This window comes from Bradyrhizobium oligotrophicum S58 (genome assembly GCF_000344805.1).
GTDB lineage: Bacteria > Pseudomonadota > Alphaproteobacteria > Rhizobiales > Xanthobacteraceae > Bradyrhizobium > Bradyrhizobium oligotrophicum.
Map to the genome: position 1 here is coordinate 6,974,649 of NC_020453.1, position 13,589 is coordinate 6,988,237.

Consider the following 13,589-nt stretch of genomic DNA (forward strand, 5'->3'; position numbering starts at 1 on the left):
GCGAAACTGCGGAAGATCGTCAGGCACATCCGCGAGCCACGCCTTGAGATCCTCCGCAACAGTCATCCCGAGCCCGCATTGAGCGAATTGGCTGCGGGAGCCGGAGTTGAACCGGCGACCTAGGCGGCATGAACGCCCCGAGTTGTCCGAACTGCTCCACCCCGCGCGTTACGAGACAAACGCGAAGCGCTCGGACGGCTCAATGGATCGAACCTGTCAGTAACCGGAATAACCGGGACAATATTGAGGGGCGGCGCAGGATCACTAGCCTCTGGATAGGCCGATGAGGCCCGCAAGCCACGATGGCAGCTCAGGCCCGTGAGCCTAGATTTTCAGCTCCGTCGCGAGCGTCTCAAATGGGCCAGTGGGGGATATTCGACTTACCCTCTATGGCATATGGCAAACGAAGATCCCCGGTCGATGCCGGGACCGCAGCGGCGTCGGCGGCGAACACGGCGCGTTCGCGAACACGAGGAACTCCTCACTTCGAGCAATCGCAGTCTCGCCGGAAATCTCAGACTCCTGATTGGCCCGGCATCATCTCGTCTCATACTTGTCTGAAAGCGCTATGTCCCTCCTATCAATCCACGTTAGATGGATTGCGCCTCCTTCGCTAAAGGTATTATCCAGGTTGTATTGACAGACAAGAAAGTAATATCCGTAGAAGTTAAAAAGAGAATTTGATTGGAATTTTACCCTCTGACGATCTTCATCAAATGTGATGGCGAGACGTGGCAGCGATAGGAAGTTTCCAAATTTTTCACTGTAAATCTTAGAGTGGCCAAGCTTGTAAATTGAAACATCGAGAGAAACTACTCGCTCGCAATTTGCTTCAATAAACTTCTTAAGCTCCCGCACGTCGCAGCGGTTTTCATCGCATTCTATTCTTGCAACAAGCTTAGCTATTCGAATTCGATGAGCGTCCGTCAGACACGTTACTGACACATTGCCCTGAACGCCCCCAATCGCTGGGCTGCAAGGCCCTAATGTCTTCTGGTCTTGCGCCTTAGCGGGAGCGAGCGCGCTGGCAACTAGGGCAATGCACCAGAGCCAGCTAAAATTGGACATCTATTTGCCATGCATGATTGTTGCGTTCGGATCGACGTTCGTGTCGTACTTGTCCGACAGCAAGACCTCCTTATCATCGACCTGACGCAGGGTGACCGATTGAGTTCCAGTGAAAATGCCATTGCATGAAACAATATAGTACCCTTCGTATACCCACGAGCCATGATATCTATTGGCAGTCTTGACTGCACCATTTTCATTAGTGAAATCGACGTCCATCGATAGACAGTCATCACTAACGTCCGGCTTATCCAGCCGGACGCACTGTGCTTCATGGGATTTGCGTTCAAGCTCGAGATACGCGAAATCACGGCCGGCGGAGTATCGTTGCCCTTTGCCGAGGGCACCTGCCCAAGCATGCACATGAACGATGTGACCACAATTGGCCTCCAAGAATGAGCCAAGCTTGAGACCTTTGTCCGCGTCAATCTCGCCTAAGTACTTAGCTATACGAATTCGTCGATCTCCGGTTATACATGTAACCGACACATCGCCCTGAACGCTAGCAATTGCCGGGCTACAGGCCCCCAATGTCTTCTGCTCTTGCGCTCTCGCGGGAGCGAAGGCGACGACAACTAAGACGATGCGCCAAGGCCACTTAAAGTTGGACATTATTTGCAATCGCCTTTAACCGTAACGTTGCCGCCCACGTTGGCAATTGCAGGGCTACAAGGCCCATCTGTTGACTGGGTAACATTGCCTTGCCTTCCGGAATGAAGCTCTGGCATCAAGATCTTCAGTATTTCGATTGAGCACTGGCGCGGATCTGTTTTGTACTTGTCGGCCGTGATCGAGATACCTCGCCACTTTTCATAATCGATTTTGCCAGAAAGATCGGCGTTGATGATTTTGATTAGCACTGGTGCGCCAACCTTGACTTCTCCCTCCGTCTTTAGGTAGTCGCCAACGCGATCTGGATGAACACACATCTCTCGAACAGTATTGGTCAGGGAGGAGAGTTCCGACCCGTCAAGGGCAAAAGCACCTGAGCCGCAGCAGCAAAGCGCCGCGATAGCGACGAGTTGGTACTTGATCATGCTCTTCTCCCTTCTCGCAAAGGCAGATACTATTAAGACTTCCACGCAATCGAAAGTTGATCTGCGTCAATCCAGAACCAACATTCCGCCCCCACGCCGCAGCCGAAACCGCCGGCAATTTCCACCCTTCACGTGAAAGCCCGTGCCGCGCCGGCAATCCGGCCGACGCACGGCAGCCGATCATTCCGGGTCCAAGACCAGCCCAGCAAGACCACCGGCCGATCCGAGCGAACATCCGCACAGCGACATCAAGGTGCTCAGCCTCGTCAGCCAGAGCACCCAGCGCAACAGCGACCGCCGCATGATCATCCCATCTCTGCTGATTGAGCCACGTCACGGCCTGCGGATTCAACCGTGTGCCGATGTTGCCGCTCGCAGCCTCATCAACCGCCAGCTTGCGCGCCGCGCCGATGACGGCTTGCTGATCAATCCCTGGAGCCATTCGAACTCCAAGGCCTTCACACTGGCGCGGCTTCGAAACGCCGCGCCCTGCGCCTTGCGACACATCGAACAGTGGCAGTTGAGCGCACGGGACAGCGCCCCATTAATCCTGTATTTGACGCGGCCGCACAGGCAACTGCCATGGATCATGCTCGCTTCTCTCCGGCCTCAATACGCCCGCCCCTTCGGCGCCCGTGCATCATAGTGAAGCCGCTTGCCGCTTTCGGCGACACCATCCAGAAACGCACCGACCTCCCGGTTCAAAAACTCCACATCCGCCGGAAACAGCCCCGACGCCGCGGCATGCCCGGTGACGCTGCCGGGGGAGATCGTCTTGATGGTCACGTCGGGAATGGTCTTCGCGCTCTCGATCGGCTCGAACTCGGGATTGAGCAGGTCCTTGGTGCCGGTGAGGATCAGGGTCTTGGCCTTGATCGAGGCCAGCGCCTTCGCGGTGTCGCCGTCGAAGCCGGGCGTAGTGCCGACGTCGTGCCTGTCATAGGCCCAGGTCTGGTAGATCCAGTCATCGGCGTCGAACGCCTTCACGAGCGCAGTCTCCTGCTGCTCCATCCAGGGCAGCACGTCGAGCCCGTTCTTGAACTGCGCCGCATACATGTCCGGCGTGCGCGCCGCGAGCAGGGCGACGATGTCGCGCCACAGGCGGATGCCCTTCTCCGGCGGCGCCTCGTAGTTGCCGTCCTTCCAGGCCGGATCGTTCATGATCGCCTTGCGCGAGGCCTCCATGACCGCGACCGACCAGGCCGGCGTCTTCGCCAGCGGCACTATCGCCACCAGCGAGTCCATGAACTCGGGATGGCTGACGCCCCATTGCAGGGTCTGCATGCCGCCCATCGAGGGACCGACCACGGCGACGACGTGGTCGATGCCGAGCTTTTCCTTCAGCAGGCGGTATTGCGACTCCACCATGTCGCGGATCGCGAACTTCGGAAACGCCATGCGGGCTTGCGCCTTCGAATTGCTCGGCGAGGTCGACAGGCCGTTGCCGATCGCATCGGTGCAGATGACAAAATACTTGTTGGTGTCGAGCGCCCGGCCCGGCCCGATCATGAAGTCGAGCCGGTGATGATTGCCCGAGATCGCCGTCACCATCAGGATGGCGTTGGACTTCTGCGCGTTCAGCTCGCCGTGGGTGACGTAGGAGATCGCGAAATCCCTGATCACCTCGCCGCTTTCGAGCTTGAGGTCGCCTTCGGCGTAGGACTGGTGCGGCGGCTGCTGCGGGGTGTGGGCGGCGGCCGGGCCGGCGATCAGCAGCAGCGCGGCGATTGAGGCAATGCACGATCTTGTCGTCACGTGGAACCTCCCATCATGATCGAAGCGCTTGGCACGCCTTCGCGTTTGAACGCCGAAGCATACGAGCTGCAGGCCGAGCCGCAAGTCGAGCGCATCAAGCTCGCGCGAAGTTGCTTGCCCCTTTCGGGGTGTAGTGGCCGAGGCGCCCGATCAAGCTCTGCCAGACTGCCCGTGGCAGCCCAGGACATGAGGCACATTTCTTCTGAAAAAAATAAATTCCTTGCGCTTTTACGGAAATCATGATTGTATCCCCGCATCCCGCCTCACCGCAGAGGGGCGTTGCGCGCGATCGTCACGACACGCGAGGTGGGGATGCGATGGCCGCGAGAGATCGCAGCGTCTTCTCACGAAGGCGCCGACGAACGATGTCTTGCGGACGTGAAGTCGCAGCGTCCTGATACCCCGACGCTGGTATCAAGCCGCGATGGCGCTGATGTGCCGCGTGGCGATGGTGGCCAACAAGCCCGGCGCACCAGGGAGACTGCGTATAAGCGTGAAGACCGTCGCGCAGGGAATGCCGGTTGACCGGCACCACCTGTGGTACCTGCCGCCTGCATTTTTTTCTGCAGGCGGGCCATGGGTGAGGCCTTCACCCGGCATTCCCTGCGCCCTCTGCATTTCAGGAGGGACGAACTGATCACATCACTCGGGCATCGCGTGCCGCGAGGCTGCGCAGCCATGTCCCTGACCTATCCCTCGGCTGTTTGAATCGTAAATCCGTCCTCCCCTCCGCTGTCGTCCCGGACAAGCCGCGACGCGCGTAGCGCGGCGTGGCGCCGGTCCGGGATCCATACGCCGCAGCGGTCGTGAGGGGAAAAAAGCCAATAGGCACCCTGCCCTAAACGACTCCCTGGGGGTATGGGTCTCGGCGCCGCGTGCGCAATTGCGCACTAGGCCGGGACGACAGTAGTGTTTGTCGGTGCAGCGCCGCCGCCTCAACCCATCGCGAGTGCCGCGACCGACAGCAGCGCCAGCATCACGGTCGAGCTCAGCAGCTGCAGCGATCCGTCCGGCTGCGTGCGCCAGCGCAGCACCTTGTCGGCGACGCCGAGCGTCGCGTCGTAGAACACGGGCGTGTAGGCCTGCTTGAGCAGACGCGGATAGCGCGGCCCGGCAGCAGAGCTCATCAGCACATGGATGATCGTTGCCGTCGTCACGAAACCAATGATGCTGCCTTGCAGCGCGCTGCTATGCGCGAGCTTGAGGATCAGCGCAGCGCCGGCATAGGTCGGGATGGCCTGGAACAGCGCGGTCAGCGCCATGCCTTCGAGCAAATTGAACAGCGCCGCCTTCGGTGCGGATGTGCTGGGAGAGGCGATGGCGGACATGGCTCGAAATCCGGTTGCGGTGGTCCTCGGCGAGGACCAGACCGCTCCGGTGTAGCCGGCGCCCGTGATGCGTACCGTGAGGGCGGTCACGAAGAGTGTCGCACCAACCTGACGCGGCGTTACGTCACGGCCGAACGACGCAGACGATCAGCTACGTCCGGCCCTGCCCGTTCACCTGGCCTTGCTGCTGCTGGCGGTCCTGCTCCTTGGCGCGGTGACGGCCGTAGAGACATCCCGCAGCGGCGCCGAGCATGCCGTGATGGCCGGCATAGTGACCGGCGACGCCGCCGACGATGGCGCCCTTGATGCAGCCCTTGGCCTCGGCGGCCTGGGTCGAGAGCAGCGCAACGGCGGCGACTGACAACGCAAGAATGGTCTTCATGATCGAGCTCCGCGAGGATGTTGCTCTCTAACTGCAGCATCACCACGCGGTTCCCGCCACGCGCAACGGGACGCCCCCGGCGAACCTTTTGGCCGCGCCCGTGACCTATCGCTTGAGAAAATTGATGGTGCCGGCCCGACGTCGCCAAGCTCCCGTTCACCGTGCCGTCGCATTTTGCAGCAGGATGTCAGCGCAGGTGATTGACGGTCGCGCGCCGATCTCCGCAAGAACCCATGGCGCGGACGCGGGCATTCCCGTCAGTGGAGACAGGATGATCGAGCACATCAACAAGCAGCGCGTGCGCAGACTGCTCGAAGCCCATGCCGCCGGCGATTTCGACAGCGTGCTGTCGCATTGCAACGACGACCTCGAGCACTTCGCCTCGGCGCCGATCGACATCTTCCCCCATCTCGGCCGCCGCCACGGCAAGGCCGAGGTGCGACAGATGTGGGAGACCGCGCGCAGCCGCTATGCCGATGTCAGGCATGAGATCAAGACCATGATCTGCGAAGGCGACCAGGTCGCCGTCGATCTGCGCATCTTCCTGCGCAAGCGCGACAACGACCGCATCGTGCAATATGACCTCGCCGCCTTCTACACGCTGCGCGACGGCCGCATCAGCCGCATCCGCGAGATCATGGACACGTTCGACCTGGTGCAGCAGGTGCTCGAATGCGACCTCAGCCGGCTGCTGATCGCGGGGACCGCTCGGCCCTGAGCGCAGCCGCCGCGCCCCAGCGCGTCCGATCACGGAAACGTCACCAGCCTCAGCCTCGTCCCATTGAACCTCGCGGTCGGGCTCCGCACCCCATCAGCGGGTGGGTATACGGGGCTTGAAAACATGAAGATCGCATTCCTGGCGATGGCAGGACTGGTGATGGGCGTCGTCGGCGGCGCGACGGTTGGAATCGGGCTGGGCCTGGCCTGGATCGAGCTGTTCAACACCAGCGAGTTCGAAGGCTATGCCGGCATGCTGGTGTTCTTCACCTTCATGCCGCTCGGTGCCCTGATCGGCGGGCTCGGCGGCGCCACCCTGTTCGGGATGGCGGCCTTCCGCGATCACGAGCTCGCCATCGACGGCAAGAGGATGCCGCACCAGGGCATCAAGGGTGTGTGAACCGGTTGTCGCAACCGCGCCGCAGTGCGCATTTGTGCAATGCAAAAACAACCGTTGCGCGTGCTTTCCATTGGCGTATCTGAGAGATCAGAAAGTCAGGCCCGGTGCCCGGCGCGATCTCATTTGACGAGGTCGCCTGAAGGCTGGTGCGCCGCCTGCACGCCAAATCAGGATCACGACCAGGATGACGGAGCACAGCCTCTGGCGTCTGTCGCGCGCCTTGCATCGCGCGATCAACGACCGCCATTTCGACGCGCTCGCCGAGCTTCTCGACGACGAGATCGACTGGGCCATCTACGGCCCGATCGACATGTTTCCCTTCCTCGGCGCCCGGCACGGCAAGGAAGCCGTGCTCGATGCCGTCAGGCAGATCGCGGACAACGTGCACATCCGGCGGCTCGAACGCGAGACGCTGATGCTCGACGAGACCAGTGCGGCGACCATGGTCCGCTGCGCCATGACGGCGCAGGATTCCGACAAGCCGATCACGGCGCGGCTCGCGCAATTCCTGCAATTCCGCGCCGGCAAGCTGGCGCGGCTGCGCATCCTGATCGACACGTTCGATCTGGTGGAGCAGACACTCGGCCGGCCGATCGACCTGCCGCGGATCGGCAGCTTCGCCTGAAGCCGCCGATCGGCTGTTGGATTGCAGTCACAATCACCGACAACCCAACACATCGTGACTGGCGCGGCCATAATTTTGCGCCAAGATTCCACCATATTCCGGCACACAGGTTCGGGCGGCGGGGGTTGCTCTCATGACATCGTATCGTTGCGCGCTGGCGTTCTTCACCGCCGGCCTGGGGCTTTTTGCGTCCGCCGCGCAGGCGCAGACGCTGATCCAGGCGCCGCAGCCGCTGCAGATCGTGCCGTGGCAGCAGATCGCGCCCGCGCCGCAGGATGAGGACGAGGACAAGCCCGACGACCAGGCCGCGGCAGCCGACCCGATGAAGGATGTCGACGTCGCCAATCTCGACTGGAGCCAGCTCGCGATCGACGAGACGACCTTCCTCGATCGCCCCGAAGCGGCGGCAGCGAAGCGCAAGGCGGCCGCCGAGAAGGCTGCCGCGCTCGACTGGTCCAACCAGAACAAGGGCAGCCTCGCCTCCGGCGTCTCGGTCAAGCAGTCGGTGTCGCCGTTTTGGGACGCGCGCGTCGGCGCCGACATGACGGTCGCGCGGCAGCCGAGCACGATGTCCGAACTGCTGGCGGAGAAGGCCGAGAACGGCGGCAACGCCCCACAATCCGGCGGCTCCGCCTGGGCGTCCGTCACCGCCCCGGGCGCCGGCGCGATCTGGGACAAGACCGCGATCGAGGCACGCGTCGATCCGGGCTCGGACCAGAGCCGGCTCGGCACCACCCTCACCAAGGCGGTGCCGATCGATCACTACAATCTGACCCTGCAGAACGGCTACAACGTCACCCAGCAGGGCATGGTGCCGATCCCTGGTGCTGCGCCGAAGACCAGCCGCAGCTTCGACACCGAGCAATCCGCGAAGCTCTCGATCCAGGATACGGGCACGAGCGTCACCGCCGGACAGACCTTGTCCTCGAGCGACGACAAATGGCTGCGCAAGGTCGGCGCCGAGCAGAAGCTCACGGATGGCCTGAGCGTCTCCGGCTCGGTCAGCGAGACTGCGCAGGGCGGCACGAGCAAGAGCATCTCGGCGGGGTTTAAGCGGAGCTGGTAATCGTTACGAATTGCGGCAGACCGCCACGAATGATCGAACGGTCGCCGCAACTTCGCCGCGTTGCGGCCCAATTTGGCCGCACTGATAGGCTTTGAGAAGTTCGTCGTGCGGGGACACCGCGCTCGTTTGAACGCGAAATGAGGAAATAGCCGATGAATGTCATTCGTCCGGACAAGATCGAAGGAACTGAAGCCGAGCTGGATACGGATCTGGCCGCGGTCTCCGAAGTCGAGGCCGGCATTCGTGATTTCGTCCGTAATGATATCGCCTATCTGCGCCGCCCCAATGCGGCCGCGACGGCTGAGGCTGCGATCGATGCCGATGCTGCGGTCAACAGCGTCACCACGCTGATCCAGCGCGTCGCCGGCACCTCGCTGTCGGAGATCGAGAACCTGATCGGCGAGCTCGAGAGCCTGCGCGAATTGCTGCATGCCGAGGGTCAGCGCGTGCAGCGCGAGATCGCGAGCTATGCCCAGCTCAGCCAGGCGGCGATGAAGTCGACCCGCGCCATTGCCGAGAACGTCACGCAGTGGAAGCGCGCTGCCGACGGCCTGCGCGGCAGCTGAGCGTTCCTTCGAGCCTGAAACGGGACCGTCACGCGAGCCATCGCGTGGCGGTTTTCGTCTTTGGGACGCCGAATCCTTGAACGTCGCGTGACGGCCCCGCGACCAACCCGTGCCGTTCTTTTTGCGGGCACGTTGCGTCAGGGGCTGTCATTTTGATGGAAACGATCCGTCCGGAAAACACCGATCCGATACCTCTGCGGCCGCAGCCACAGAGGATCGGGACCATCATGGTCCGCTTCGTCGGATTGCTGGTGATTGCGATGGCGGTCATGGTGCTCATCTGGAGCCGCTAGACCGTCTCTAGGGACAAGGTGCCGTCCGTCCCGGTTAACGAGGAGTTAAACGATCACTCGTTGATCGAGGCCGACGTCTCCAGCGAATACGAACCGTCGGCGTAGCCCTTCACGACCATCCCTGTCGCGAGCATCACCGCGAGCGTCACGCTTGCAAAGATAAAGCCGAGGAGCTTCAGACCGCTACGATCTGCCATACTCATCCCCCACATCCTGATCCCTGATTGGCTGTCTTATAGAGTCGAGGTTCAGAATGCGTTAGCGCGAAGTTCGTTCCGCGCCGACAATCCTACGCAGCGTGACCTTTTCGCCTCAACCGTTGTTCCGTCTCGGCACGAAGGCTGATGCAAGCACTGAAAACACCAGCTCGCCACGCTGATTGGTGCCGGTGTTGCGCGCCTGCAGGATGCCCCACTGCGGACGCGATGCCGATGCGCGAAGCGAATCGATTTCGCTGGAGAAGGTAATCGTATCACCCGCAAGTACCGGCTTGAGCCAGCGCAGCTCGCGAAATCCCGGAGAAGGACCTCCCACCGCGATCGCTTCACCGCGCGAGCGCGCGATCTCCGCGAGCCGCTGATTGTCGGCGACGATCAGCTTCATGCAGACAGAGCCGACATGCCAGCCCGAGGCGGCCAGTCCGCCGAACAGCGAGTTGCGGCCCTCCTCCTCATCGAGATGAAAGCGTTGCGGATCGAACTGCTGCGCGAAGCGTTTGATCTCTTCGGCGGTGAACATGTAAGAGCCGAGCTCGCGGCGCTGGCCGACCTGAAGATCCTCGAAGAAGCGCATCAGCCCACCTGCCCGCTTGTCTCGCGCCGCTCGACGATGATCGGAGACACCATCTCGCAGAGTCGTTCGCCGGCCTGGTTGCGCACGCTGCATTGGAAGGTGACGATCCCGGTCGACGGGCGGCTCCGCGACGCCCGCGCCTCCAACACCTCGACATCGAGCATCAGTTCGTCGCCGGGACGCAATGGCGACAGCCATTTGACCTCGTTGACGCCCGGCGAGCCGAGCGAGGCGGTGCGTCCGATGAAGCCGTCGAACATCATGCGCATCATCAGCGAGCAGAGATGCCAGCCCGAGCCCGAGAGACCCCTGAGCATCGACTGCCGGGCGGCTTGCTCGTCCAGGTGCATCGGCTGCGGATCAAACTCAGACGCGAAAGCGACGATCTCGTCGCGGGAGACGTGTCGCGGACCGAAGCTGCCGAACGGGCCTTGCGGAAAATCTTCGAAGGTGAGGGTCATGGGGTCGGGAATGGCTGAAAGAAGCCTGATTGTGGCCGCACTTTGCAGCAATCACAACCGGGCCGCTCGCATGGCTGAGGCCCGGTCCGGTCGCACAAGAGTGCCAGAAGGCTCCACATTTGAGAACGATATCGGCCGCGCCTGATCGTCATCTGGCGGAAGAGTCGAGCACGACTTAAAGACGAACTCGCCTGCGATTCGGAATTTGCTGGGGGATCAGGATGTTGGAATTTCGTGATTTGTTCCAGTGGGACCGTTTCATCACGCCCACGATCATCAAGACGTTCTACTGGCTCGTCATCGCCCTGATCATCCTGTCGGGAATCCGCGGCATCTTCGCGGGCCTGAGCGAGATGGCGATCAGCCCGTTCGGCGGTTTCCTGATGCTGCTGTCATCGCTCGCCGGCATCATCGTCGGAATGGTATTTTCCCGCATCATCGCCGAGTTCGTGCTGATCGTCTTTCGCATCAACGAGCATCTCGGCGCGATCCGCGAGCACGGGCGGATGTAACCGCCCGCACGGCCTTCAGTTGTTGAAGCGGAAGTGCATGACGTCGCCGTCGGCGACGACATACTCCTTGCCTTCGAGGCGCAGCTTGCCGCCCTCGCGCGCGCCGGCTTCGCCGCCGAGCGCGACATAATCGGCATAGGCAATCGTCTCGGCGCGGATAAAGCCCTTCTCGAAGTCGGTGTGAATGACGCCCGCCGCGGCCGGGGCCTTGGTGCCGCGGTGAATGGTCCAGGCACGGGCTTCCTTGGGACCTACGGTAAAATAGGTGATCAGGTCGAGCAGCTGATAGCCGGCGCGGATGAGACGATCGAGGCCAGCCTCCTCGAGCCCGAGCGTCTCCAGGAAATCCACGCGCTCCTCGCGCGACAGCGTCGCGATCTCGGACTCGATCTTGGCCGAGATCACGACGGCGACCGCGCCCTCCTCCTTGGCGCGCGCGAACACCGCCTGCGAGAAGCTATTGCCGTCCTTGGCCGAGCCTTCCTCGACGTTGCAGACATAGAGCACGGGCTTCGAGGTCAGGAGGCCGAGCATGCCGAAGGCGCGCTCCTCCTCGGGCTTGCGCTCCAACAGCCGCGCAGGCTTGCCGTCACGCAGCAGCACCAGAGCCCGGGTAACGAGCTCGTACTGCTCCTTGGAGTCCTTGTCACCGCCCTTGGCCTTCTTGGACAGGTTGTCGACCCGCTTCTCGAGACTGTCGAGATCGGACAGCATCAGCTCGGTCTCGATGGTCTCGATGTCGGCGAGCGGCGCGATCTTGCCCTCGACATGGGTGATGTCGGAATCCTCGAAGCAGCGCACCACATGGGCGATCGCGTCGACTTCGCGAATGTTGGCGAGGAACTGATTGCCGAGGCCCTCACCCTTCGAGGCGCCGCGCACCAGGCCCGCGATGTCGACGAAGGTCAGCCGCGTCGGGATGATCTGGCCGGACTTGGCGATCGCCGCGAGCTTCTCCAGCCTGGGATCGGGAACGGCGACCTCGCCGACATTCGGCTCGATGGTGCAGAATGGATAGTTCGCCGCCTGCGCCGCCGCCGTCTCCGTCAGCGCATTGAACAGCGTCGACTTGCCGACGTTGGGCAACCCGACGATCCCGCATTTGAATCCCATGACCCGTCCCGCATCCTTTTAGACGACGGCCCGAAGCGCTCACGCGGCGCCGGCATCGCCCTTGTCCAGAAAACCTTTGGCCTGCAGCGCCAGATGCACCTTGTTGGCGAAGGTGGAGTCGCGCTTGCCCGTCAACAATCCTGCATTGTCGGCCACCGCCGCGCACAGCGCCTCGACCCAGGGCATGTCGGCCTTGGCGAAGTCCGACAGCACGTGGCCATGCACCAGCTCCTTGACGCCGGGATGGCCGATGCCGAGCCGGACGCGGCGATACTCGTTGCCAATATGCGCCGAGATCGAGCGCAGCCCGTTATGACCGGCGATGCCACCGCCGACCTTCAGGCGCAGCTTGCAGGGCGGCAATTCGAGCTCGTCCTGAAACACCGTGACGTCGCCGACACCGAGCTTGAAGAAGCTGGCCGCTTCCTGCACGGCACGGCCGGATTCGTTCATATAGGTCGTGGGCTTCAGCAGGATGACGCGCTCGGAGTCGAGCGTGCCTTCCGAGGTCTCGCCTTGAAACCTGCGGCGCCACGGCGAAAAATGATGTCGCCGCGCAATCTCGTCTACGGCCATGAAGCCGATATTGTGCCGGTTGCGCGCATATTTCGCGCCGGGATTGCCGAGGCCGACGAACAGCAGCATGACGCGGCATCCGCACCCGCCGTCGCTCCCGGGAGCACGGGACCAGCCCGCGCTTCCCGAAAGCAGATCGGCTTACTTCTTCTTGTCGCCGCCGGCCGGCTTGGCCGCGGCAGCAGGGGCCTTCGCGGCGGCGGCAGGAGCCTTGGCACCGGCAGCCGGAGCGGCAGCAGCGGGAGCCGCGGCAGCGCCAGCGGCGGCCTTCTGCTCCTCGCCATAACCCGACGGCGGCACGATGGTGACGAGCGTCGCGTCGTCGCGCGACAGCGTCTTCACGCCGGTCGGCAGCTTGACGTCGGAGATGTGCAGCGAGTGGTTGATCTCGAGCGCGCTGACATCGGCCTCGATGAACTGCGGGATGTTCTCCGCAAGGCACTCCAGATCAAGCGTATGGGTCACGATGTTGACCGTACCGCCGCGCTTGACGCCCGGCGCGGCCTCCGAACCCACCACATGCAACGGCACGCTGACGCGGATGGTCGCGCCCTGGCCGAGCCGCATGAAGTCGACGTGGATCGGGAAATCCTTGACCGGATCGAGATGGAAGTCGCGCGGGATCACGCGGTGCTTCTTGCCGTCGAGGCTGACGTCGAAGATCGTGGTCAGAAACCGGCCTGCCAGGATGCGCTGGCGCAGCTCGCGGTCTTCCACCGAGATCGGCAGCGGGGGCTGGTTGTCTCCATAAATCACTCCGGGCACTCTCCCGGCGCGACGCTCTGCCCGTGCGGCCCCCTTGCCGACTGACGGACGGGCGGTCGCCTTCAGTTCTCTGACGGTCGCCATCGTGTTAAGTCCTTGTTTCTAAAAAGTTAAAGGCCGCAGCGCGGCCCGT

General features: G+C 62.4%; 20 protein-coding genes and 1 tRNA gene. 8 read left to right on the forward strand and 13 right to left on the reverse strand.

The features are described from left to right. Window positions 1–88: 88 nt before the first annotated feature. From S58_RS30200 to S58_RS37910, 4 genes are all read right to left on the reverse strand, one after another. Window positions 89–166: transfer RNA gene (locus S58_RS30200), tRNA-Met, on the reverse strand. 371 nt (window positions 167–537) lie between these two features. Further along, a complete protein-coding gene (locus S58_RS37905; RefSeq protein WP_015669225.1) occupies window positions 538–1,068 on the reverse strand; it encodes a hypothetical protein in 531 nt (176 codons plus the stop codon). Further along, window positions 1,069–1,680 (reverse strand): hypothetical protein, encoded by a 612-nt coding sequence (locus S58_RS30205; RefSeq protein ID WP_015669226.1) that lies wholly within the window; start codon window positions 1,678–1,680, stop codon window positions 1,069–1,071. It lies immediately after the preceding gene. After that, window positions 1,680–2,105, reverse strand: a complete 426-nt coding sequence (locus tag S58_RS37910; RefSeq protein ID WP_015669227.1) for a hypothetical protein — start codon at window positions 2,103–2,105, stop codon at window positions 1,680–1,682. Before S58_RS37910 ends, S58_RS30205 begins: the two co-directional genes overlap by 1 nt. A 142-nt stretch (window positions 2,106–2,247) precedes the next feature. Here S58_RS37910 and S58_RS39515 point away from each other — a divergent pair, with 142 nt between their 5' ends. Next, on the forward strand, window positions 2,248–2,751 hold the full coding sequence (locus S58_RS39515; protein ID WP_244440666.1) for a hypothetical protein: 504 nt from the start codon (window positions 2,248–2,250) through the stop codon (window positions 2,749–2,751). Here the strand turns inward: S58_RS39515 and S58_RS30215 are convergent. The 3 genes from S58_RS30215 to S58_RS30225 all read right to left on the reverse strand — a co-directional run bounded on the left by S58_RS30215 (window position 2,715) and on the right by S58_RS30225 (window position 5,570). Further along, complete coding sequence (locus tag S58_RS30215) at window positions 2,715–3,860, reverse strand: alpha/beta fold hydrolase (protein ID WP_015669229.1); 1,146 nt, start codon at window positions 3,858–3,860, stop codon at window positions 2,715–2,717. The two genes, S58_RS39515 and S58_RS30215, sit on opposite strands and share 37 nt — an antisense overlap. A gap of 935 nt (window positions 3,861–4,795) precedes the next feature. Beyond that, window positions 4,796–5,188, reverse strand: coding sequence for a hypothetical protein (locus S58_RS30220; protein WP_015669230.1), 393 nt, complete (start codon window positions 5,186–5,188; stop codon window positions 4,796–4,798). 151 nt (window positions 5,189–5,339) lie between these two features. Further along, window positions 5,340–5,570 (reverse strand): hypothetical protein, encoded by a 231-nt coding sequence (locus tag S58_RS30225; protein ID WP_015669231.1) that lies wholly within the window; start codon window positions 5,568–5,570, stop codon window positions 5,340–5,342. A gap of 271 nt (window positions 5,571–5,841) precedes the next feature. Here S58_RS30225 and S58_RS30230 point away from each other — a divergent pair, with 271 nt between their 5' ends. The 6 genes from S58_RS30230 to S58_RS38730 all read left to right on the forward strand — a co-directional run bounded on the left by S58_RS30230 (window position 5,842) and on the right by S58_RS38730 (window position 9,237). Next, complete coding sequence (locus S58_RS30230; RefSeq protein WP_015669232.1) at window positions 5,842–6,288, forward strand: nuclear transport factor 2 family protein; 447 nt, start codon at window positions 5,842–5,844, stop codon at window positions 6,286–6,288. 123 nt (window positions 6,289–6,411) lie between these two features. Next, window positions 6,412–6,687: a hypothetical protein gene (locus tag S58_RS30235; protein ID WP_015669233.1), complete on the forward strand. Its 276-nt coding sequence runs from the start codon at window positions 6,412–6,414 to the stop codon at window positions 6,685–6,687. A 184-nt stretch (window positions 6,688–6,871) separates the two neighbouring features. Continuing rightward, window positions 6,872–7,312: a nuclear transport factor 2 family protein gene (locus S58_RS30240; RefSeq protein WP_015669234.1), complete on the forward strand. Its 441-nt coding sequence runs from the start codon at window positions 6,872–6,874 to the stop codon at window positions 7,310–7,312. Between the two features lie 133 nt (window positions 7,313–7,445). Then, window positions 7,446–8,378, forward strand: a complete 933-nt coding sequence (locus S58_RS30245; RefSeq protein WP_015669235.1) for a hypothetical protein — start codon at window positions 7,446–7,448, stop codon at window positions 8,376–8,378. 152 nt (window positions 8,379–8,530) lie between these two features. Beyond that, window positions 8,531–8,944, forward strand: coding sequence for a hypothetical protein (locus tag S58_RS30250; protein WP_015669236.1), 414 nt, complete (start codon window positions 8,531–8,533; stop codon window positions 8,942–8,944). Between the two features lie 155 nt (window positions 8,945–9,099). After that, complete coding sequence (locus tag S58_RS38730; protein WP_173424440.1) at window positions 9,100–9,237, forward strand: hypothetical protein; 138 nt, start codon at window positions 9,100–9,102, stop codon at window positions 9,235–9,237. Window positions 9,238–9,290: 53 nt separating this feature from the next. Here S58_RS38730 and S58_RS38735 read toward each other — a convergent pair whose 3' ends face one another. The 3 genes from S58_RS38735 to S58_RS30265 form a co-directional block, all read right to left on the reverse strand. After that, complete coding sequence (locus S58_RS38735) at window positions 9,291–9,434, reverse strand: hypothetical protein (protein ID WP_042340316.1); 144 nt, start codon at window positions 9,432–9,434, stop codon at window positions 9,291–9,293. 115 nt (window positions 9,435–9,549) lie between these two features. Next, window positions 9,550–10,029 (reverse strand): MaoC family dehydratase, encoded by a 480-nt coding sequence (locus S58_RS30260; RefSeq protein WP_015669238.1) that lies wholly within the window; start codon window positions 10,027–10,029, stop codon window positions 9,550–9,552. Beyond that, a complete protein-coding gene (locus S58_RS30265; RefSeq protein WP_015669239.1) occupies window positions 10,029–10,490 on the reverse strand; it encodes a MaoC family dehydratase in 462 nt (153 codons plus the stop codon). The genes S58_RS30260 and S58_RS30265 overlap by 1 nt, the downstream gene beginning before the upstream one ends. Before the next feature lie 221 nt (window positions 10,491–10,711). Here S58_RS30265 and S58_RS30270 point away from each other — a divergent pair, with 221 nt between their 5' ends. Beyond that, window positions 10,712–11,002 (forward strand): DUF4282 domain-containing protein, encoded by a 291-nt coding sequence (locus S58_RS30270; protein WP_015669240.1) that lies wholly within the window; start codon window positions 10,712–10,714, stop codon window positions 11,000–11,002. 15 nt (window positions 11,003–11,017) lie between these two features. On the opposite strand, the gene ychF is transcribed toward S58_RS30270, so the two are convergent. From ychF to S58_RS30285, 3 genes are all read right to left on the reverse strand, one after another. Next, window positions 11,018–12,115 (reverse strand): redox-regulated ATPase YchF, encoded by a 1,098-nt coding sequence (gene ychF, locus S58_RS30275; protein WP_015669241.1) that lies wholly within the window; start codon window positions 12,113–12,115, stop codon window positions 11,018–11,020. 39 nt (window positions 12,116–12,154) lie between these two features. Then, window positions 12,155–12,760 carry an aminoacyl-tRNA hydrolase gene (pth, locus tag S58_RS30280; protein WP_015669242.1) on the reverse strand — a complete coding sequence of 202 codons (606 nt, stop codon included), beginning with the start codon at window positions 12,758–12,760 and terminating at the stop codon, window positions 12,155–12,157. A 72-nt stretch (window positions 12,761–12,832) separates the two neighbouring features. After that, window positions 12,833–13,540: a 50S ribosomal protein L25/general stress protein Ctc gene (locus S58_RS30285; protein WP_015669243.1), complete on the reverse strand. Its 708-nt coding sequence runs from the start codon at window positions 13,538–13,540 to the stop codon at window positions 12,833–12,835. Window positions 13,541–13,589 lie beyond the last annotated feature (49 nt).

Bases quoted from the DNA above. Each gene is read 5' to 3' on its own strand.
- S58_RS37905 (WP_015669225.1), bottom strand. From the start codon at position 1,068: ATGTCCAATTTTAGCTGGCTCTGGTGCATTGCCCTAGTTGCCAGCGCG.
- S58_RS30205 (WP_015669226.1), bottom strand. From the start codon at position 1,680: ATGTCCAACTTTAAGTGGCCTTGGCGCATCGTCTTAGTTGTCGTCGCC.
- S58_RS37910 (WP_015669227.1), bottom strand. From the start codon at position 2,105: ATGATCAAGTACCAACTCGTCGCTATCGCGGCGCTTTGCTGCTGCGGC.
- S58_RS30220 (WP_015669230.1), bottom strand. From the start codon at position 5,188: ATGTCCGCCATCGCCTCTCCCAGCACATCCGCACCGAAGGCGGCGCTG.
- S58_RS30225 (WP_015669231.1), bottom strand. From the start codon at position 5,570: ATGAAGACCATTCTTGCGTTGTCAGTCGCCGCCGTTGCGCTGCTCTCG.
- S58_RS30230 (WP_015669232.1), top strand. From the start codon at position 5,842: ATGATCGAGCACATCAACAAGCAGCGCGTGCGCAGACTGCTCGAAGCC.
- S58_RS30235 (WP_015669233.1), top strand. From the start codon at position 6,412: ATGAAGATCGCATTCCTGGCGATGGCAGGACTGGTGATGGGCGTCGTC.
- S58_RS30240 (WP_015669234.1), top strand. From the start codon at position 6,872: ATGACGGAGCACAGCCTCTGGCGTCTGTCGCGCGCCTTGCATCGCGCG.
- S58_RS30245 (WP_015669235.1), top strand. From the start codon at position 7,446: ATGACATCGTATCGTTGCGCGCTGGCGTTCTTCACCGCCGGCCTGGGG.
- S58_RS30250 (WP_015669236.1), top strand. From the start codon at position 8,531: ATGAATGTCATTCGTCCGGACAAGATCGAAGGAACTGAAGCCGAGCTG.
- S58_RS38730 (WP_173424440.1), top strand. From the start codon at position 9,100: ATGGAAACGATCCGTCCGGAAAACACCGATCCGATACCTCTGCGGCCG.
- S58_RS38735 (WP_042340316.1), bottom strand. From the start codon at position 9,434: ATGGCAGATCGTAGCGGTCTGAAGCTCCTCGGCTTTATCTTTGCAAGC.
- S58_RS30260 (WP_015669238.1), bottom strand. From the start codon at position 10,029: ATGCGCTTCTTCGAGGATCTTCAGGTCGGCCAGCGCCGCGAGCTCGGC.
- S58_RS30265 (WP_015669239.1), bottom strand. From the start codon at position 10,490: ATGACCCTCACCTTCGAAGATTTTCCGCAAGGCCCGTTCGGCAGCTTC.
- S58_RS30270 (WP_015669240.1), top strand. From the start codon at position 10,712: ATGTTGGAATTTCGTGATTTGTTCCAGTGGGACCGTTTCATCACGCCC.
- ychF (WP_015669241.1), bottom strand. From the start codon at position 12,115: ATGGGATTCAAATGCGGGATCGTCGGGTTGCCCAACGTCGGCAAGTCG.
- pth (WP_015669242.1), bottom strand. From the start codon at position 12,760: ATGCTGCTGTTCGTCGGCCTCGGCAATCCCGGCGCGAAATATGCGCGC.
- S58_RS30285 (WP_015669243.1), bottom strand. From the start codon at position 13,540: ATGGCGACCGTCAGAGAACTGAAGGCGACCGCCCGTCCGTCAGTCGGC.